Consider the following 19,034-nt stretch of genomic DNA (forward strand, 5'->3'; position numbering starts at 1 on the left):
GAGGAACTTTATATGAAAAAGAAACAAGTAATGCTCGCTTTAACAGCTGCCGCAGGACTGAGTATGACAGCACTTTATTCCGCTCCCGCAGCAAAAGCTGCGCCCCTTCACGACATATCTGTCAGCATGCCATCATCCGATTCTTACATCATAAAAGCAGGAAAGCTGAATGTCCGGACTGAGCCAAATCATAAAGGTAAAATTCTCGGCACTATATCATCAGAGCAAAAAGTCACAGTCAATGGTTTCGCAAATGCCGATTGGGCTCAAATTCAATTCAAAGGAAAAAAAGCATATATATCAACACACTTCTTAATGAAAACCGCAAGCCAAGCGAAAACAGTGAAACAGACAGCCTTCTATGCACCGACACCAGAAAACGGGAAAGCAAAACAGCTCTCATCCGGAACAGAGGTGACATTACTCGGATGGGGATTCAGTGAAAACGGCGGATTTGACTTCACATGGGCGTTCGTTGATTATGGCGGAGTTAAGGGCTATATTCAGACAAAGGACTTACAATACGATAAATAAGGCAGGCTGAGGCTTGTCTTTTTGCCTATGTATGAAACATTTCTTCTTTCTGCACGTAACAATGAGAAAGGAGATGATGATATGGCTGGTTTAGTCGGTGGAGGGCTTATGATCATTGCGGGTATACTGATCAAACTATTTCCTCCCAAATCCATCAACAGTGTGTACGGATACAGAACGAGACGCTCAATGTCAGGTCAAAGATTATGGGATGAAGCGAACCGTTACAGTGCATCATTGATGCTCCTGTCAGGCTTGGTGATTGCGGGAATGGGGTTGCTGCTGAGATCAAACTTGATCATTCTTCAGCTTATCCTGCTGCTTGCCGCCTGTGTCATTACGTTTATGCTAACGGAGAAAAGGCTGAAAAACATGACGTACAGTCAAGGAGGAGATATAAGTGGACGGAGTTAAATGCCAGTTTGTCAAAACAAACGGAATCACACTCCACGTTGCGGCCGCAGGGCCGGAGGACGGCCAGTTAATTGTCCTGCTCCATGGATTTCCAGAGTTTTGGTACGGCTGGAAAAATCAAATCAAACCGCTCGCCGATGCGGGTTACCGGGTCATTGCTCCCGATCAGCGGGGCTACAATCTCAGTGACAAACCGGACGGAATTGATTCATATCGGATTGATACATTAAGAGATGATATCATCGGGCTTATTTCCCAATTCACAGATGAAAAAACAATTGTCATCGGGCATGACTGGGGAGGAGCTGTCGCATGGCATCTGGCTTCCACGCGCCCGGAATATCTAGAAAAGTTAATTGCCATCAATATCCCGCACCCACACATCATGAAAACCGTAACGCCGATTTATCCGCCGCAATGGCTGAAAAGCTCGTATATCGCCTTCTTCCAGCTGCCCGACATACCGGAGGCATCACTAAAGGAAAATGATTACGAAACATTAGACAAAGCGATTGGATTATCGACCCGTCCTGAGCTTTTTACGTCAGAGGATGTCAGCAAGTACAAAGAAGCGTGGAAACAGCCCGGTGCGCTGACAGCTATGCTGAACTGGTACAGAGCCCTCAGAAAAGGAAGCCTTTCAGAGAAAACCGCTTACGAAACAGCACCTTACCGGATGATCTGGGGAATGGAGGACCGCTTTTTGAGCAGAAAGCTTGCGAAAGAAACGGAAAGGCATTGCCCGAATGGACATCTCATTTTTGTTGATGATGCTTCCCATTGGATTAACCACGAAAAACCAGCTATCGTCAATCAGCTTATTCTGGAATATCTTAAAAAACAATAAGTCGAATTTCTCTCGTCCGTCTGTCATAATGGCAGACTTTTTCTGTGCGTTTTTTTCATAGTCTGTTTTAAACATGACAAAATAACATTAAAAAAATGATGAATGTCACCATAAAATGTAACAAAAAACAGGTTTAAACGACTTTAAAAAAAGGAATAGCCTTACTGAAGATTTGTCTACAACTCCCCCTAAGGCAATACTTAAATAGAATAAAAAAGAAGGTGCCTTAATGAAGCAAGGATTAATCTCGATTATTATCCCGTCTTACAATGAAGGGTATAATGTCAAACTCATTCATGAATCTTTGAAAAAGGAATTCAAAACCATTCATTATGACTATGAAATTTTCTTCATAAACGACGGAAGTGTTGATGACACGCTTCAGCAGATCAAAGACTTGGCAGCCGTATGCAGCAGGGTAAAATACATATCTTTTTCCCGGAACTTCGGAAAAGAAGCCGCAATTCTGGCGGGCTTTGAGCATGTTCAAGGCGAGGCGGTTATTGTAATGGACGCTGATCTGCAGCATCCGGCCTATTTGCTGAAGGAATTTATCAAAGGCTATGAAGAAGGCTATGATCAAGTCATTGCCCAAAGGAACAGAAAAGGGGACAGCCCTGTGCGCTCACTCCTGTCATCTCTTTATTACAAGTTCATCAATAAAGCGGTGGAAGTTGATTTGCGTGACGGTGTCGGAGACTTTCGGCTGTTAAGCCGCCAAGCTGTGAACGCTCTTTTGAAGCTGAGTGAAGGCAACCGCTTCTCCAAAGGTCTGTTTTGCTGGATCGGCTTCGATCAGAAAATTGTGTTTTATGAAAATGTCGAACGAAAAAACGGTACATCCAAATGGTCGTTCAGCAGTCTGTTTAATTACGGAATGGACGGCGTTGTTTCATTTAACCATAAGCCGCTGAGAATATGCTTTTATACCGGCATTTTCATCTTACTTCTTTCCATCATTTATATCATTGCCACATTCGTTAACATTCTGACTAACGGCATTTCTGTACCCGGGTATTTCACAATTATCTCAGCAGTGTTATTTCTTGGCGGGGTACAGCTGTTAAGTCTCGGAGTCATAGGCGAATATATCGGCCGTATCTATTATGAAACAAAAAAACGCCCGCATTATTTGATTAAAGAAGCGAATATCCCAAACAAAGACCTGCCTGAAACGAACGAATTGAAAAGCATGCGGCGTCTGACAAAAATGCACTGAATATCCAAGCGCCGTTGGCAGTGCTTTTTTTGCGTGTCTACTATCTTAAAAGCAAGACTGGAGAATTCATATGAAAAGAAAATATGTCATGATCTATGCGGCCAGTCTGCTGGTTTCCGTTCTGGCACACGCTTTTTTTGTGAAAGAATGGGCGGACGGCAGATATATGACAGGTCCGGGTGACGGGCTTGCGCAAATGATCGTATTTAAAAAATTATTATTTGACCAATATACACACGGGAATTTTTTCTACAATTATTCATTCGGACTCGGCGGCGGTACGTTCAGTCAGCTCGGCTATTATTTTTCTGCTTCCTTTCTTTTTCTTGCGGTATCCGCCGCTGTCTTGCTTCTTCAGGCCGTCCAGCTGATCGGAGAAGCGGATACGCTTTTTTGGGCGGAGTCAGCAGTTTTTGTCAGTATTTTCAAACTGAGCCTAATCATTTTTTCAGCCGCTTCTGTTTTTCACTATCTTCTCAAACACAGAGCGGCGTCGTTTACGGGGGCCGTATTATACGGTGCCTCAATCATTTATTTCCGCCACGAAGCGTATTGGGAATTCTTTACCGATACAATGATTTGGCTTCCGCTGCTTGTGCTCGGGGCAGAAAAAATCATGAGAGAGCGGCGCCCGGCATGGTTTATCATTGCCTGCTCGCTGACGTTAATCAACAATTTTTACTTTGCATACATAAACCTTATATTCATTGGGATCTACGTGCTGTTCAGATGGCTGATCCGACTGGAAAAGCATGAAGAGAAAAGATGGATTCAATGCAGACTGTTTTTGGTCTCAGGCCTCATTTCTTTTGGCATCAGTGCGGCGGCTTTTGTGCCGGTAGTATACGGTTATTTAAACAACCTGCGCCCCCCGTACAGCCAAAAAATAGAGTGGCTTAATTTCGATGATAATATCTTATTTTCGAGCCGGATCATCATTGTGCCGGCCGCCTTTCTGCTGTTTTTATTTCTTGTTTCTTTTTACAAAAAACGCGTGTTTCGTCTCTTTGCCGGATTGAGCCTGCTGTTTATTCTTTTTCATTTCAGTCCGTGTGCGGCAAGCGTATTTAACGGCTTTTCCGCCCCGCAAAACCGGTTTGAATATGTTCTGGCGTTTACCATTGCAGGAGCAGCTGCGGCGGGCCTGTCACAGCTGTCTGAATTGAAATGGAAAGAACTGCTCCCGGCTATAGCTGTTGTCCTGCTTCTTTACTGGTATCATATCCAAAGGTATGAACTGGATATATGGAAGCCTGCGAATGAAAGCATTCTATTGCTCTTATTCCTGACAATAGCAGCCTTGTTTGCTGCAGCTTTTGCGAAAAAAAGGGCAAAGATGGCTGTGTACGGTGTGATCATTCTTTCTTCGCTGTTTGTCGCCAACACCTATCAAAAATATGCACTCTCAGAAGGCGGCGGACTGGACAGTGTGACAAAAGAATATCTCACGGGTGAGGAATACAAAGGGCAAGAATCATCTGAGCTCATCGGGCGTTTACAGAAGGAAGACGATGATCCGCTCATGAGAGTCGATTGGATGAACGGGGTCCGCAATAATACGCCAATTATTTACGGGTTTAATGGATTCAGCGCCTACTCCAGCATTTTAAACAAGCATCTGCTGACCTTCTATTGGAATGATTTAAGCATTGATATGGGCAGGGAAAGCGTCAGCCGTTATGCGTCATTGGGAGACAGGACCAATTTATACAGCCTGCTTTACGGCAAATATTATATGACGGAAAAAACAAACGAAGCCAGCGTCCCGTACGGCTTCAAAAAGCATTTGGAATCAGAGCATTATGCGGTATATGAAAATCAATACATGCTTCCTTTCGTCAAAACAGCCGATGCCATATACAGCGAAAGCGAGCTGGACAAATTGCCCGCTCTTGCGAAAGAACAGGCAATGCTGAAAGGAATTGTAGTAGCAGATCCAGCAGGGAAAACGGAGCAGACACCAAAACTGGCGAATCTCATTCCTAAGTCGGACATCACTGCAAAATATGCACAGTATCAAAATGGACTGCTTACTGTGACTGGAGAAAACGGAGGAGAACTGATCATCACCCCGAAACAGACGTCATCCGCTCCAGGAGACTACTATGTCAGCTTTTATTTAAAAAGCAAAGCAAAAGACAAAGGATTTACATTAAGAGTCAATGATTATGTCACAACAAGGAAATCGAACCAATCGATTTATAAAACCGGAGTAGATGATATCACGGTCAGAGTGCCTAAATCAGGCCATATTTCAATCAAGCTACCGAAAGGAACGTATGAGCTTAAAAATATAGCGCTCTATGAAGAAAATTACCAAACACTGAAGAGCGCTGTGCTGCAAAACAAAACAGATAAAGCAAACAATCTGAAATGGGATAAAAACAAGCTGACGTTTGCATATCATCTGTCAAAAGACAAGTACATCATGCTCCCGATCCCCTATGAAAAAGGCTGGGAGCTGAAGATCAACGGGAAACCACAGACGATTGATAAAGTGGATTATGCTTTCATAGGCTTTAAGGCGCAAAAGGGAGACAATCACATTGAGCTGACCTACTATCCGCCATATTTTAAAATATCGGTTCTTATATCTCTCGTCAGTCTGCTGCTTGCTGTTTTATATATAAGACGAAAAAAAGCCCGGTTCTAAATAGAGCCGAGCTTTAATTTTTTCTGAAGTTTTTCTTCGCTGAATATCCATCCTGTATAAGATGAGCGAATCGTGAGGTCGTGACCGATATGAACGATGGCCACAAACGGATAATGGCCTTTGCTCCGATAACGCAGGTCAATAAACCTCACCTCGTAGTGATCTTTAAACGTATCGACTTCCCATCGGTAAACCGGAGAAAATGACAGAAACGCCGCAATGTTATCATCCTGCTTTGCCGCATGCATTACTTCGGTTTCAGGAACAGGCACCCGATTAAACGTATCCAGAATCACTACATGCCCTTCCATGCTTCTTCCTACATAGAAAGCATGGGCTGTTGTCACTGCGATCCGCCATTGCCTGAATTTCATCGTCGGAGAAATAATAATGCTTTCGATATCGTCATGAATCATCTCATGAAGCTTCCGTTTAATTCTCAGCTGCATGATCAGACGCACCAAATAATAGCCTGCCAATATGATATATAAGCTGAGAAATGTAATGCCGGGACTGCCGCCCGCATACCAAATCGCGATAGCCGCCAGATGGCTGATAAAAATAAACGGATCAAACGTATTAATCAGGCCCAGCGCAACCCATTTTTTCGAAAACGGACGTATCGCTTGTGTTCCGTACGCATTGAAAATATCAACAAAGACATGCAGAACGACTGCCAGCAGCGTCCACAGCCACAGGTGCAGAAAATCGGCCTGCGGATAAAACAAATACAGAATCGCCGGAATAATTACAGACCAAAACAAAACGGCGGGAATTGAATGGGTGAATCCTCTGTGATTTCTTATATAAACAGCATTATTTTTAAGCTTTAACACAGTATCAATATCCGGAGCCTGAGAGCCCGCAAGCGTTGCAATCATAACAGCATGAGCCATTGCCGGATCTGATCCGACAACAGGATCAAGCGTCGCAATACCGCCAAGTGCGATGCCCATCACGACATGTGTGCCCGTATCCATAGGTGACCTCCTTGCAGGATCGTCCTGCACATTCACTTTTGTAAGATATTCCCCATTTTCATATACCCAATTTCTAACCTGATTCAATCATTCTCATATGTTTCCGCTTTTTCTTTACTTCTATTTAATGTAACATATTATCGTACTGTGCCCTTAGTGTACAACAAAAAACAGTCTAAAGAAAAGCGGGGCGCGAAAGACTGGGGAGAAACACATATGAACGTACTTGAAGACAAATTAAAACAAAAAGACATACAGCGATTTCGCGATGATTTAATTTCATGGTTCGAACGAGAGCAGCGCGTTCTGCCGTGGAGAGAGGATCAAGATCCATATAAAGTGTGGGTATCTGAAGTGATGCTGCAGCAAACGAGAGTAGAGACAGTCATTCCCTACTTTCTCCGGTTTGTGGAACAATTCCCGACAGTGGAAGCGCTCGCTGATGCTGATGAAGAAAAAGTGCTGAAAGCATGGGAAGGGCTCGGCTATTATTCGCGAGTCAGAAATCTGCAAAGCGCAGTAAAAGAAGTGAAACAGGAGTACGGGGGGATTGTTCCTCCAGACGAGAAAGATTTTGGCGGCTTAAAAGGCGTCGGCCCTTATACAAAGGGAGCGGTGCTCAGCATCGCCTATAATAAGCCGATTCCCGCGGTTGACGGAAATGTGATGCGTGTCATGTCCAGAATTCTTTCCATTTGGGATGATATCGCCAAACCAAAAACAAGAACGATCTTTGAAGACGCAATCCGTGCATTTATTTCTAAAGAAAAACCATCGGAATTCAATCAAGGCCTGATGGAGCTCGGAGCCTTGATCTGTACGCCAAAGTCACCTTCATGCCTGCTATGCCCGGTTCAGAAGCATTGCTCAGCATTTGAAGAAGGAACTGAACGGGAGCTTCCGGTAAAAAGCAAAAAGAAAAAGCCCGGGATTAAAACAATGGCCGCGATCGTACTGACTGATGAAGACGGCCAAGTGTATATACACAAACGGCCGTCAAAAGGTTTGCTCGCCAACCTGTGGGAATTCCCTAATCTTGAAACACAAAAAGGGATCAAAACCGAGCGTGAACAGCTCACTGCATTTTTAGAAAACGAATGTGGGATACAAGCTGATATCAGTGACCTGCAGGGTGTAGTCGAGCACGTTTTCACCCACCTGGTATGGAATATTTCTGTGTTTTTCGGTAAAGTAAAACAAGTGTCGGATACCTCAGAGCTGAAAAAAGTAACGAAGGAAGAACTCGAACAATTTGCGTTCCCGGTGTCACATCAAAAAATCTGGAAGATGGCAGAGGAAGCAGCCGCATCCCCGGCTGCTCCGTAAACATTGTTAATCGTAGGAGACGCGCGTGCCGTGGCTGTAGTCCGCTTCATTGCGCTTCATTCCGCCGCGCGCTTCAATTTCTTGCGCTAATTCCCGGTATTTTGATTGGCCTTCCTCGTTCAAATAAGGCATAATTTGCTGAAAGGCATGATGAAAATAGGCGAGTTCGCTGTTTTTCCAATCTTCTTTGGAAACCATGTTCAATTCGCTCATATCACGTCCGACATACATAAACAGAAGACCCCCTTTTAAGTTCTTGCCATTATTGTTTGTGGAAATAAAAGAACTATACGCTACAAGGAGATGAGGAAAAATGGAACAAAATAAATGCGCTCTCGTAACAGGAAGCAGCCGCGGTGTCGGAAAAGCGGCCGCATTCAGACTTGCTGAGAAAGGCTATAACATTGTCATTAACTATGCACGCAGCAAAAAAGCCGCTTTGGAAACCGCGGAAGAAATCGAAAAACTTGGCGTCAAAGTGCTTGTCGTAAAAGCAAACGTAGGACAGCCGGCAAAAATCAAAGAAATGTTTCAGCAAATTGATGAAACATTCGGCAGACTTGATGTTTTTGTCAATAATGCCGCTTCAGGCGTTCTGAGACCTGTCATGGAACTAGAAGAAACACACTGGGACTGGACGATGAACATTAATGCGAAAGCATTGCTTTTCTGTGCTCAGGAAGCGGCCAAGCTAATGGAAAAGAACGGGGGCGGGCATATCGTCAGCATCAGTTCATTAGGTTCGATCCGCTACCTTGAAAACTACACGACAGTTGGCGTATCAAAAGCGGCGTTAGAAGCTTTAACCCGTTATCTTGCGGTTGAGCTTTCGCCAAAACAAATTATCGTCAATGCCGTATCAGGCGGAGCGATTGACACAGATGCGCTCAAACATTTCCCGAACAGAGAGGATTTGCTTGAGGATGCGCGTCAAAACACGCCGGCGGGACGCATGGTTGAAATTAAAGACATGGTTGATACTGTCGAATTTCTAGTATCTTCCAAGGCTGACATGATCCGCGGACAGACAATTATCGTTGACGGCGGACGCTCACTGCTCGTTTAAAAATTTTTAAAAAAGAGGAATAGCTATACGATCACCTGCACATTCTAATGACCGTGGAGGTGATAACAATGGCTAACTCAAATCAATTCAGCAAAACAAACGCACAACAAGTTAGAAAACAAAACCAACAATCAGCTGCTGGTCAAGGTCAATTCGGCACTGAATTTGCTAGCGAAACAAACGCTCAGCAAGTCAGAAAACAAAACCAGCAATCAGCTGCTGGCCAACAAGGTCAATTCGGCACTGAATTCGCTAGTGAAACTAACGTACAGCAGGTAAGACAGCAAAACCAATCTGCTGAACAAAACAAACAACAAAACAGCTAATCACTGAAACAGAAAAAAGCACTTCATCTTCGGATGGAAGTGCTTTTTTTCTGTTTGTATACGACAAAACTTGTGAAAGGTCTACAGAATGAGTCAAAGGGTTTGCTTTAACGGGATCGAAATGATAAAAGGAGGAAACGTTTATACTTTCACCAGGCTGAAGGAGGAACCGATGACAGAATTTGAAAAGCTGGTAAGCGAACAAATGAAAACGATGGATAAGCTTCTCGATCTCCAATCAGAGCTCGACCGCTGCAAACAAATTGAAGCAGAACTCCGGCATTTGGAAAGGGATGCAAGGCTGCGCGGCATTCAGGATGAAATTGCGGTAAAACGGAAACATCTAGCCGATATAAAGGATATGTTTCAAAAGCAGACAGAGCAAGTGATTCGTTCTTATCGCAGCTCAGAAAAGCCGTCTTCCTTTGTGTAGAGCAGGAATGTGCCATTCCCCGGCCGGAATGGCTCTTTTATTTTCATTTTTCAATTTGTAACGTTATAATAGGTAAAAGACGTTGTCGGTAAGCAAATTTGGACATACTAACTGTAGGGCTTTATAGAAAGTAGGGGAGAAATATGGGCTATCCCAAGGAAGGAGAAACCATTCAAATTCACAGCTATAAGCATAACGGGCTGATTCACAGAATTTGGAATGAGACAACAATCTTAAAAAGTACAGAAATGTGTGTCATCGGAGCCAATGACCGGACGATGGTAACCGAATCAGACGGCCGGACATGGATAACCAGAGAGCCCGCAATCTGTTATTTTCACGCAAGACAATGGTTTAATGTCATCGGGATGCTGAGGGAAGACGGGGTCCATTACTATTGCAACATCAGTTCTCCGTTTGCCTATGATGGCGAAGCAATTAAATATATTGATTATGACCTAGATGTTAAGGTTTTTCCTGACATGACCTACAATATTCTCGATGAAGACGAATATGATGATCATCGGAAATCCATGAATTATCCAAAAGAAATCGACAGTATTTTAAGAGACTACTTAAACACGCTGCTCCATTGGATTCACCAGCGCCAGGGACCGTTTGCGCCCGAGTTTGTCGATATGTGGTATGAACGGTATTTGCGCTATACAAAATAATAGTTACGTAAAAACCTGTTGCGGGGTACAACAGGTTTTTCACATGGGCTCACACACATCATGATAAGAGAGGGGGAATCAACGTGGGGGTTATGAAACGCTACATGCAATTCGTCAAACCTTATAAGAAGCAAATTTTCGTTACGGTGTTAATCGGGATCGTAAAATTCTCCATTCCGCTTGCTCTCCCATTGCTTCTGAAGTACGTCGTTGACGACATTATTCAAGGAGGCGGCACGGCTAGTGACAAAACAACGTCACTGTTCACCATTATGGCGATCATGTTCGCCTTGTTTTTAATTTTGCGGCCGCCTGTTGAATACTATAGGCAATATTTTGCCCAGTGGACAGCCAGCAAGGTGCTGTACGATATAAGAGCCAAGCTGTTTGACCATATACAGAAACTGAGCCTTCGTTTTTATGCGAATACAAGAACAGGGGAAGTCATTTCCCGAGTGATTAATGATGTGGAACAAACAAAGGATTTTGTCATCACAGGCCTGATGAATATTTGGCTTGATATGCTGACGATTTTGATTGTGATCTCTATCATGCTGACACTGGACATAAAATTAACGCTGATCTCTATCATTTTATTCCCATTATACGGCATATCAGTGAAGTATTTTTACGGCCGATTAAGAAAGCTGACAAGGGAGCGTTCGCAGGCGCTCGCTCAAGTGCAGGGACATTTGCACGAGCGCATTCAAGGCATGCCGGTCATCAGAAGCTTTGCGATAGAAGATCATGAACAGGATAATTTTAATGAGAAAAACAGCCATTTCTTAGATAAAGCCATCAGCCACACGAATTGGAATGCCAAAACCTTTGCGGTCGTCAATACCATTACAGATTTGGCGCCGCTTATCGTCATTGCGTGCGCCGGCTATTTTGTCATTAATGGACCGCTGACAGTCGGAACAATGGTCGCGTTTGTCGGATATATTGACAGAATGTACAATCCTGTGAGAAGGCTGATTAATTCCTCCACAACATTGACACAGTCAATCGCATCAATGGACAGGGTGTTTGAATTTATTGACGAGCCATATGAACTCACTGACAAACCAAATGCCATTAAGGCTGACCAGATCCGCGGAGAAGTGGAATTTCAAAACGTATCGTTTCAATATGAAAAGGAAAAAGAAAATATTCTCCATGATGTCTCTTTAAAAATAAATAGAGGAGAAACCGTAGCCCTTGTCGGCATGAGTGGAGGAGGTAAATCAACACTCGTCAGCCTGATCCCGAGATTTTATGATGTGACAAGCGGCAGACTGCTGATTGACGGGACGGATATTCGCGATTATGAGGCGAGAAGCCTTCGCAACCAGGTTGGCATGGTGCTTCAGGATACCTTTTTATTCAGTGAAACGATTCGGGAAAATATCGCAATCGGCAAACCTGAGGCCACGCTTGAAGAGATTATTGAAGCCGCCAAAGCTGCCAATGCTCATGAATTTATTATGAGTTTTCCAGAAGGGTATGAGACCCGGGTGGGAGAAAGAGGCGTTAAGCTGTCAGGCGGACAAAAGCAGCGGATATCAATCGCGCGGGTATTTTTGAAAAATCCGCCGCTCCTCATTTTAGATGAAGCGACATCAGCTCTTGATCTGGAAAGTGAGCATTACATTCAAGAAGCGATGGACAAACTGGCGAAGGACAGAACAACTTTTGTTGTCGCCCACCGTTTATCGACGATCACACATGCGGATAAGATTGTTGTCATGGAAAACGGCACGATCATCGAAATCGGCACCCATGATGAACTCATGGACTATGATAGTCAATACAAGCACTTATTTACCATTCAAAATTTAAGCTGAACATCAATCTTATATCCTTTTAACGAAGGATATAAGATTTTTTTGTATATAAAAAACCCGGCTGTTCAACCGGGTTACTCTTCTGTTTCTATTTCGCAGTCTTTCGGATGATACGTTTGAAAACTTGTGATGAGTGTTTCTAAATGTTCAAGCTGCTCGCGATATTCTACGGCACTTGCCATAATATTTAGCATGTTGTAATCAATAAGCTCATCATCCGTGTTTTGCTGATTTTTTAAAAATGACTTTGTTAACAGCTGCTTATATCGAATGCCTTCTTCATCCGCGTCATCATGTGGCTTGATTTTGCCCACAAACCTCATCAAAATCAGTTCATGCCAGTAAAGCAGGTAATCAAGCTCTTCAGTCAGTGTTTCCTGAAACTCTTCCGGCATATGATAGATCTCGTTTTCCAAACGATGCAGTTTCTTCAATGTATCAAGCGCCCGATTTGCAGTAATAATGGCCTGTCTGAACAAGACAAGCTTTCTTGATTTTACATAAGTCGTTTTCTTAAAGTAGCTTCTTTCTTCTTTATATAGAAGATATGTCTGATCAAGCTTGATCATTTTTTCTTTCAGTTTTTCAATATCCTCTTTCAAAATCGAATGCTCTGTTGACTGCCGCATGGACAGCCTGATCCACTTCATAATTTCTTCGGTGTTTTCGACAGTATTATGAATCAGCTTTGTTTCGTACTTAGGAGGCAAAAACACAAGGTTGACGATAAAGGAAGAAAGAACCCCTAAGATAACTGTGCTTGTTCTGATCAGCGCGAACATTAAAAAGTCGTCACCGGCGGATTCTAAAATCGCAATAACTGTTACTAGAGCAATCGAAATTGTATGTTCAATTTTAAGTTTCAGCATGATTGTAATGACAATAACTGCTGTTAACCCGATCATAATCGGGCTGGGTCCGAAAATAAGGCCGAACACTGTGGCGATCACAGCCCCGATGATATTTGCCTGAACCTGGTCAATAATAATGAGAAAAGAGCGGTAAATCGACGGCTGGATCGCAAATATCGCTGCAATCCCAGCAAAAATCGGCGCGGGTAGCCCGATCCACGAAGCCAAATAAAGGGCAAGTGTAATCGCAATCCCGGTTTTGAAAATGCGGGCACCAAGTTTCATTAGTTTGTGCGTGCATTCCTTTCTATAGTAAATTGTGTGACATAGCAAATGGCTAATCCTTAAAATTCCCGGTAAGTTTATTTGCTAAACAATTAAGTAATATACAGGGATCAACACAAATATTCAAGCTATTTTTCTAGAAAAAGACCAAAATCTTACACACTGTTTGAATCCATAAAAAAACAGGAGCTCAATGCTCCTGTCCAAGTTGTCTGATTCTAGTTTTTAAGGTGACTAAAAGCATCCTCGACCGCTGCAAGCGTGTCTTTAATATCCTGCTCTGTATGTGCTGTTGTAATAAACCAGGCTTCATATTTAGAAGGTGCTAAATTAATTCCGCGTTCCAGCATCAGCTTGAAAAACTTAGCGAATGTTTCTCCGTCACTGCGTTCAGCCTGCTCGTAATTTTCGACTTTCTCATCAGAGAAATAAACCGTGAGTGCGCCTTTTAACCGGTTGACAGTAATCGTGATGCCGTGTGTTTCTGCATGCTGTAAAATGCCTTCCTCCAGCATAGCGCCAAGGTGATCAAGCTTTTCATACACGCCTTCCTCTTTGAGCACTTCCAGACAAGCGATGCCTGATAGGATGGAAGCGGGATTACCCGCCATTGTTCCAGCCTGATAAGCCGGCCCAAGCGGAGCTACCTGCTCCATGATCTCTTTTTTACCGCCATAGGCGCCAATTGGAAGTCCGCCGCCGATAATTTTACCGAGCGCTGTTAAATCCGGTTTCACCTGTAATAGATCTTGCGCGCCGCCATACATAAAGCGGAAAGCCGTAATGACTTCATCGTAAATAACGAGAGCGCCCGCATTGTGTGTCAGTTCATTTACTTTTTCTAAGAAGCCCTCTTTCGGCTCAACAATTCCGAAGTTGCCGACAATCGGCTCAACAAGAACCGCCGCGATTTCACTTCCCCATTTATCAAGGGCCGCTTTATAGCTTTCGATATCATTAAATGGAACTGTGATCACTTCGTTTGCGATGCTTTTTGGTACGCCGGCTGAGTCTGGTGTGCCGAGAGTAGATGGACCGGAACCGGCAGCGACAAGCACAAGATCCGAATGTCCGTGATAACAGCCTGCAAATTTAATGATTTTTGTCCGGCCTGTATATGCGCGTGCCACGCGGATAGTCGTCATAACAGCTTCTGTTCCCGAATTGACGAATCTTACTTTGTCCATAGCAGGAATGGCTTCTTTGAGCATCTTTGCAAATGTAACCTCATGTTTTGTCGGTGTTCCATACAATACACCATTCTCTGCCGCTTTTTTAATCGCTTCTGTAATATGCGGGTGGGCATGTCCGGTAATGATCGGACCGTACGCCGCTAAATAATCGATGTATTTGTTGCCGTCCACATCCCAAAAATAAGCGCCGTTTGCTTTTTCCATTGCAACGGGAGAACCGCCGCCGACTGCTTTATATGATCTAGACGGGCTGTTTACACCGCCGACAATGTGCTCTAATGCCTCATTGTGAAGTTCAATTGATTTTGTATGCAAGAATAAAAACCTCCTATATCTCCATGCGTCCTTTCTATTGTAGCATGCTTCCGAACAAGAACAATGGATTCGGGCTTAAGATGCAAGGGACGACGGTTGTAATCTGGACAAGAATTGGATACGCTTAATAAAAAAACATCCGGAGGTAACGCAATGACGATAGAAATCGGACAAAAAGCACCTGATATTGAGTTAAAAGGCGATCATGGGGAGACAGTAAAATTATCGGATTATAAAGGGAAGTATATCGTGCTTTACTTCTATCCAAAAGACATGACACCGGGATGCACAACTGAAGCATGCGATTTTCGGGACAGCCACGAAAGCTTCGCTGAACTGGATGCCGTTATTATCGGCGTTAGCCCGGACAGTCAAGAAAAACACGGAAAATTTAAAGAGAAGCATAACCTTCCTTTTCTGCTTCTTGTTGATGACGAACATAAGCTGGCGGAAGCGTTTGACGTATGGAAGCTGAAGAAAAACTTCGGGAAAGAATATATGGGAATTGAGCGCTCCACTTTTTTAATTGACAAAGAAGGCCGGCTCGTTAAAGAATGGAGAAAGGTAAAAGTGAAGGACCACGTAGCCGAAGCGCTTCAAACCCTCAAAGATATGTCGGAAAAGTAATTTCGTCTATCAGCTTCAAATGGCATGCTTGCTTTTACCCTGATATCAATTGACAAATTATCGTAAAAAGAGTTACACTAATTATAAACATTACAATGTAAGAATTTTTTTTAGAAGAGAGGTGCATGACGGATGGCTGCACATGAACTAAAAGAAGCCTTAGAAACGTTGAAGGAAACCGGAGTTCGCATTACTCCTCAACGTCATGCGATTCTGGAATATCTCGTTAACTCTATGGCTCATCCAACAGCGGACGATATATATAAAGCTCTGGAAGGGAAATTTCCTAACATGAGCGTAGCGACGGTATATAACAATTTGCGTGTGTTCCGGGAATCCGGTTTGGTAAAAGAGCTCACATACGGTGATGCTTCCAGCAGATTTGATTTTGTCACATCCGATCACTATCACGCGATTTGTGAAAACTGCGGTAAAATTGTGGACTTCCACTACCCGGGCCTTGACGAAGTGGAGCAGCTCGCTGCCCATGTCACGGGGTTTAAAGTTAGCCACCACCGTTTAGAAATTTACGGCGTTTGCCAAGAGTGTTCGAAAAAAGAAAACCATTAAAAATAAGCTGACCGCACGAAACGGTCAGCTTATTTTATTTGTGCATTTTCTTTTTATTATAAGACTCATCAAATTCTTTTCCTTCTAATCCCTTATCTAAAGTCAGCGGCTCTCTGCAATGCATGCACATATCGACTCTTCCCAAAACCTTTGTCTCTTTTTCACAGGCCGGACATATGACACGAACTGCTTTGGTTGAAAGCATTCCGATCCAAAAGTAAACAACCGTGCTGAGACCGATGGATAAAAGCCCGAGTATCATAAACAAACTAGATAGCAAAACTGACTCTTTGAAAAAGATCCCGATGTACATAATGATAAATCCAACGAAAACCAAACTTAACGCGAATGTTCTGATTTTATTAATTTTGCTGGAGTATTTCGCCATGTCCATCCCCCTCTGGTTTAACTATAGCACAAACCTGATGGGATTTTCTTCATGTTTTCGGTTGAACTGGAATTTACATATGGAGACTTACTGTGAAATTGTTTATAATAGTTCAATGTGTTTAGAAAAAAGGAATTTCGTTTTAACCATAGAATTGAATCAAATAGAGAATAAAAAATTTTGAACAATTGCATTGGAGGAATAGTGATGGATAATCTTCTCCGTCCAATTTACCAAGAAAGAGCAAGTCACCCCAACACATTGGCTGTCATTATGATTGAGAGAAGAAACAAAACATCTTCCTTAACAGACAACTTTGATGCCGCTTTGCTGGTGATTGTAAAGGAGGCTGAAGAGCCTGTTTTTATAAAGCATTATGAATTTGATCAAAAAACAGCTTCTTTGCATGTGGTAACAGATTCTCAGATTCAAGAATGGATTTTGCTCGGGACAAATAGGAGAATCATAGATTGGATTGTAAATGGCAGAGTCTTATTTGATCGTAACGAATACATTGTCGAGCTGATTGACAGGCTGAATACATTTCCGTTTGCCGAACGCAAACTGAAGATCGGACTCGAATACGGCAAATTAATCAGAAGGTATGTTGAAGGCAAAGCTTTTTTTGAAGCCAATCAATTTTTAGATGCCTACAACGCGGTTGTTCATGCGTTGCACCATTTAGCGCGTATTGAAGTAATCGACAGAGGATTCCACCCGGAAACCACGGTATGGAGCCAAGTGCGTCAGATGGAGCCTCAAGTGTACAAATTATATTCTGAGTTGATTGACAGTCAAGAGAGTTTGGAAAAAAGACTCGAATTATTATTCTTAGCAAATGATTTTCTCATCCATTCCAAAGCTGAGATCGGTTCGGCTCATCTTTTTGAAGTGATGAAAGAAAAAGACATATGGCAATTCGGTGAGCTTCTTCAGCATCCTGAGTTAAAGCACTTTACCCAAGATCTTGGCGTTATGCTTGATTACCTGACGGACAAGGGGCTTATCAACGTCTGCAAGATAGAAACGAAAGGACAGGCTGTTTATCACCGAGGATATTCTTTTAAAAAAGATGTTGACTCTGATTCTTGACCATGTTATATTATTAAACGTCGCTGATGCGCTTCTGAAAAAACAAGCTCACAGCGGCGGAGAAATAAAATAAAAAAACATTTGACAAAAGAAAGTCGAAATGTTATATTAATAAAGTCGCTTCGACGAGAAGTGAGAATGATCTTTGAAAACTAAACAAGACAAAACGTACCTGTTAATTCATTTTTATAAAATCGCACAGCGATGTGCGTAGTCAGTCAAACTAGGGCCTGCACGATGCAGGTCGCACAGGTGTCGCCGCAGGATGCGGTGAACTTAACCTGTGATCCATTTATCGGAGAGTTTGATCCTGGCTCAGGACGAACGCTGGCGGCGTGCCTAATACATGCAAGTCGAGCGGACAGATGGGAGCTTGCTCCCTGATGTTAGCGGCGGACGGGTGAGTAACACGTGGGTAACCTGCCTGTAAGACTGGGATAACTCCGGGAAACCGGGGCTAATACCGGATGCTTGTTTGAACCGCATGGTTCAAACATAAAAGGTGGCTTCGGCTACCACTTACAGATGGACCCGCGGCGCATTAGCTAGTTGGTGAGGTAATGGCTCACCAAGGCAACGATGCGTAGCCGACCTGAGAGGGTGATCGGCCACACTGGGACTGAGACACGGCCCAGACTCCTACGGGAGGCAGCAGTAGGGAATCTTCCGCAATGGACGAAAGTCTGACGGAGCAACGCCGCGTGAGTGATGAAGGTTTTCGGATCGTAAAGCTCTGTTGTTAGGGAAGAACAAGTACCGTTCGAATAGGGCGGTACCTTGACGGTACCTAACCAGAAAGCCACGGCTAACTACGTGCCAGCAGCCGCGGTAATACGTAGGTGGCAAGCGTTGTCCGGAATTATTGGGCGTAAAGGGCTCGCAGGCGGTTTCTTAAGTCTGATGTGAAAGCCCCCGGCTCAACCGGGGAGGGTCATTGGAAACTGGGGAACTTGAGTGCAGAAGAGGAGAGTGGAATTCCACGTGTAGCGGTGAAATGCGTAGAGATGTGGAGGAACACCAGTGGCGAAGGCGACTCTCTGGTCTGTAACTGACGCTGAGGAGCGAAAGCGTGGGGAGCGAACAGGATTAGATACCCTGGTAGTCCACGCCGTAAACGATGAGTGCTAAGTGTTAGGGGGTTTCCGCCCCTTAGTGCTGCAGCTAACGCATTAAGCACTCCGCCTGGGGAGTACGGTCGCAAGACTGAAACTCAAAGGAATTGACGGGGGCCCGCACAAGCGGTGGAGCATGTGGTTTAATTCGAAGCAACGCGAAGAACCTTACCAGGTCTTGACATCCTCTGACAATCCTAGAGATAGGACGTCCCCTTCGGGGGCAGAGTGACAGGTGGTGCATGGTTGTCGTCAGCTCGTGTCGTGAGATGTTGGGTTAAGTCCCGCAACGAGCGCAACCCT

19 protein-coding genes and 1 rRNA gene (1 of these 20 only partly in view) are annotated in these 19,034 nt (G+C 43.7%); 15 read left to right on the top strand and 5 right to left on the bottom strand.

Translation table 11 applies throughout. The features are described 5' to 3' along the window. The first annotated feature begins 12 nt into the window (after positions 1-12). From M0696_RS04795 to M0696_RS04815, 5 genes are all read left to right on the top strand, one after another. Positions 13-534: an SH3 domain-containing protein gene (locus tag M0696_RS04795; RefSeq protein WP_166853855.1), complete on the top strand. Its 522-nt coding sequence runs from the start codon at positions 13-15 to the stop codon at positions 532-534. A gap of 81 nt (positions 535-615) precedes the next feature. Further along, positions 616-948: an SdpI family protein gene (locus M0696_RS04800; protein ID WP_222143832.1), complete on the top strand. Its 333-nt coding sequence runs from the start codon at positions 616-618 to the stop codon at positions 946-948. Then, positions 935-1,795: an alpha/beta fold hydrolase gene (locus M0696_RS04805; protein ID WP_222143833.1), complete on the top strand. Its 861-nt coding sequence runs from the start codon at positions 935-937 to the stop codon at positions 1,793-1,795. Before M0696_RS04800 ends, M0696_RS04805 begins: the two co-directional genes overlap by 14 nt. Before the next feature lie 229 nt (positions 1,796-2,024). Then, entirely contained in the window at positions 2,025-3,014 is a 990-nt protein-coding gene (locus tag M0696_RS04810; protein WP_019713688.1) for a glycosyltransferase family 2 protein, read from the top strand. 70 nt (positions 3,015-3,084) lie between these two features. After that, positions 3,085-5,667 (top strand): YfhO family protein, encoded by a 2,583-nt coding sequence (locus tag M0696_RS04815; protein WP_222143834.1) that lies wholly within the window; start codon positions 3,085-3,087, stop codon positions 5,665-5,667. Here the strand turns inward: M0696_RS04815 and M0696_RS04820 are convergent. Next, on the bottom strand, positions 5,664-6,647 hold the full coding sequence (locus tag M0696_RS04820; protein ID WP_019713690.1) for a metal-dependent hydrolase: 984 nt from the start codon (positions 6,645-6,647) through the stop codon (positions 5,664-5,666). The two genes, M0696_RS04815 and M0696_RS04820, sit on opposite strands and share 4 nt — an antisense overlap. Before the next feature lie 216 nt (positions 6,648-6,863). On the opposite strand from M0696_RS04820, the gene mutY reads away from it, so the two are divergent. After that, the gene (gene mutY / locus M0696_RS04825; protein ID WP_019713691.1) at positions 6,864-7,973 is read left to right on the top strand and encodes an A/G-specific adenine glycosylase; all 1,110 of its coding nucleotides are present in this window, start codon (positions 6,864-6,866) and stop codon (positions 7,971-7,973) included. 6 nt (positions 7,974-7,979) lie between these two features. Here mutY and M0696_RS04830 read toward each other — a convergent pair whose 3' ends face one another. Beyond that, a complete protein-coding gene (locus M0696_RS04830; protein ID WP_222143835.1) occupies positions 7,980-8,204 on the bottom strand; it encodes a hypothetical protein in 225 nt (74 codons plus the stop codon). A gap of 82 nt (positions 8,205-8,286) precedes the next feature. Here M0696_RS04830 and fabL point away from each other — a divergent pair, with 82 nt between their 5' ends. The 5 genes from fabL (at position 8,287) to M0696_RS04855 (ending at position 12,298) form a co-directional block, all read left to right on the top strand. After that, the gene (gene fabL / locus M0696_RS04835; RefSeq protein ID WP_019713692.1) at positions 8,287-9,039 is read left to right on the top strand and encodes an enoyl-[acyl-carrier-protein] reductase FabL; all 753 of its coding nucleotides are present in this window, start codon (positions 8,287-8,289) and stop codon (positions 9,037-9,039) included. Positions 9,040-9,107: 68 nt separating this feature from the next. Continuing rightward, positions 9,108-9,365: a gamma type acid-soluble spore protein SspE gene (gene sspE, locus M0696_RS04840; protein ID WP_019713693.1), complete on the top strand. Its 258-nt coding sequence runs from the start codon at positions 9,108-9,110 to the stop codon at positions 9,363-9,365. A 172-nt stretch (positions 9,366-9,537) separates the two neighbouring features. Next, a complete protein-coding gene (locus M0696_RS04845) occupies positions 9,538-9,798 on the top strand; it encodes a YgaB family protein (protein ID WP_222143836.1) in 261 nt (86 codons plus the stop codon). Positions 9,799-9,941: 143 nt separating this feature from the next. After that, positions 9,942-10,472, top strand: coding sequence for a nucleoside tri-diphosphate phosphatase (gene ntdP, locus M0696_RS04850; protein WP_003239685.1), 531 nt, complete (start codon positions 9,942-9,944; stop codon positions 10,470-10,472). 83 nt (positions 10,473-10,555) lie between these two features. Beyond that, positions 10,556-12,298, top strand: a complete 1,743-nt coding sequence (locus tag M0696_RS04855; RefSeq protein ID WP_019713695.1) for an ABC transporter ATP-binding protein — start codon at positions 10,556-10,558, stop codon at positions 12,296-12,298. A gap of 74 nt (positions 12,299-12,372) precedes the next feature. On the opposite strand, the gene M0696_RS04860 is transcribed toward M0696_RS04855, so the two are convergent. Together M0696_RS04860 and M0696_RS04865 are read right to left on the bottom strand one after the other, a co-directional pair. Next, complete coding sequence (locus tag M0696_RS04860) at positions 12,373-13,434, bottom strand: aromatic acid exporter family protein (RefSeq protein WP_014113117.1); 1,062 nt, start codon at positions 13,432-13,434, stop codon at positions 12,373-12,375. Positions 13,435-13,652: 218 nt separating this feature from the next. Next, a complete protein-coding gene (locus M0696_RS04865; RefSeq protein ID WP_019713696.1) occupies positions 13,653-14,942 on the bottom strand; it encodes a glutamate-1-semialdehyde 2,1-aminomutase in 1,290 nt (429 codons plus the stop codon). Between the two features lie 153 nt (positions 14,943-15,095). Here M0696_RS04865 and bcp point away from each other — a divergent pair, with 153 nt between their 5' ends. Together bcp and perR are read left to right on the top strand one after the other, a co-directional pair. Beyond that, the gene (bcp, locus tag M0696_RS04870) at positions 15,096-15,569 is read left to right on the top strand and encodes a thioredoxin-dependent thiol peroxidase (protein WP_222143837.1); all 474 of its coding nucleotides are present in this window, start codon (positions 15,096-15,098) and stop codon (positions 15,567-15,569) included. Between the two features lie 132 nt (positions 15,570-15,701). Continuing rightward, positions 15,702-16,139 carry a peroxide-responsive transcriptional repressor PerR gene (gene perR / locus M0696_RS04875; protein WP_003223285.1) on the top strand — a complete coding sequence of 146 codons (438 nt, stop codon included), beginning with the start codon at positions 15,702-15,704 and terminating at the stop codon, positions 16,137-16,139. A gap of 34 nt (positions 16,140-16,173) precedes the next feature. Here the strand turns inward: perR and M0696_RS04880 are convergent, their stop codons facing one another. Then, complete coding sequence (locus M0696_RS04880) at positions 16,174-16,527, bottom strand: YgzB family protein (protein WP_019713698.1); 354 nt, start codon at positions 16,525-16,527, stop codon at positions 16,174-16,176. A gap of 207 nt (positions 16,528-16,734) precedes the next feature. Here M0696_RS04880 and M0696_RS04885 point away from each other — a divergent pair, with 207 nt between their 5' ends. Both M0696_RS04885 and M0696_RS04890 read left to right on the top strand, forming a co-directional pair. Then, positions 16,735-17,619: a nucleotidyltransferase-like protein gene (locus M0696_RS04885; RefSeq protein WP_222143838.1), complete on the top strand. Its 885-nt coding sequence runs from the start codon at positions 16,735-16,737 to the stop codon at positions 17,617-17,619. A gap of 292 nt (positions 17,620-17,911) precedes the next feature. Continuing rightward, positions 17,912-19,034 (top strand): 16S ribosomal RNA (locus M0696_RS04890) (it continues 427 nt past the right edge of the window).

Source organism: Bacillus rugosus, assembly GCF_023238245.1.
GTDB classification, from domain to species: domain Bacteria; phylum Bacillota; class Bacilli; order Bacillales; family Bacillaceae; genus Bacillus; species Bacillus rugosus.

What these genes read in the sequence shown, in the direction of transcription:
- M0696_RS04885 (WP_222143838.1), top strand. Translation starts at nt 16,735, where the DNA reads ATGGATAATCTTCTCCGTCCAATTTACCAAGAAAGAGCAAGTCACCCC.
- M0696_RS04845 (WP_222143836.1), top strand. Translation starts at nt 9,538, where the DNA reads ATGACAGAATTTGAAAAGCTGGTAAGCGAACAAATGAAAACGATGGAT.
- M0696_RS04880 (WP_019713698.1), bottom strand. Translation starts at nt 16,527, where the DNA reads ATGGCGAAATACTCCAGCAAAATTAATAAAATCAGAACATTCGCGTTA.
- fabL (WP_019713692.1), top strand. Translation starts at nt 8,287, where the DNA reads ATGGAACAAAATAAATGCGCTCTCGTAACAGGAAGCAGCCGCGGTGTC.
- M0696_RS04820 (WP_019713690.1), bottom strand. Translation starts at nt 6,647, where the DNA reads ATGGATACGGGCACACATGTCGTGATGGGCATCGCACTTGGCGGTATT.
- ntdP (WP_003239685.1), top strand. Translation starts at nt 9,942, where the DNA reads ATGGGCTATCCCAAGGAAGGAGAAACCATTCAAATTCACAGCTATAAG.
- M0696_RS04810 (WP_019713688.1), top strand. Translation starts at nt 2,025, where the DNA reads ATGAAGCAAGGATTAATCTCGATTATTATCCCGTCTTACAATGAAGGG.
- perR (WP_003223285.1), top strand. Translation starts at nt 15,702, where the DNA reads ATGGCTGCACATGAACTAAAAGAAGCCTTAGAAACGTTGAAGGAAACC.
- mutY (WP_019713691.1), top strand. Translation starts at nt 6,864, where the DNA reads ATGAACGTACTTGAAGACAAATTAAAACAAAAAGACATACAGCGATTT.
- M0696_RS04815 (WP_222143834.1), top strand. Translation starts at nt 3,085, where the DNA reads ATGAAAAGAAAATATGTCATGATCTATGCGGCCAGTCTGCTGGTTTCC.
- sspE (WP_019713693.1), top strand. Translation starts at nt 9,108, where the DNA reads ATGGCTAACTCAAATCAATTCAGCAAAACAAACGCACAACAAGTTAGA.
- M0696_RS04860 (WP_014113117.1), bottom strand. Translation starts at nt 13,434, where the DNA reads ATGAAACTTGGTGCCCGCATTTTCAAAACCGGGATTGCGATTACACTT.
- M0696_RS04830 (WP_222143835.1), bottom strand. Translation starts at nt 8,204, where the DNA reads ATGTATGTCGGACGTGATATGAGCGAATTGAACATGGTTTCCAAAGAA.
- bcp (WP_222143837.1), top strand. Translation starts at nt 15,096, where the DNA reads ATGACGATAGAAATCGGACAAAAAGCACCTGATATTGAGTTAAAAGGC.
- M0696_RS04800 (WP_222143832.1), top strand. Translation starts at nt 616, where the DNA reads ATGGCTGGTTTAGTCGGTGGAGGGCTTATGATCATTGCGGGTATACTG.
- M0696_RS04795 (WP_166853855.1), top strand. Translation starts at nt 13, where the DNA reads ATGAAAAAGAAACAAGTAATGCTCGCTTTAACAGCTGCCGCAGGACTG.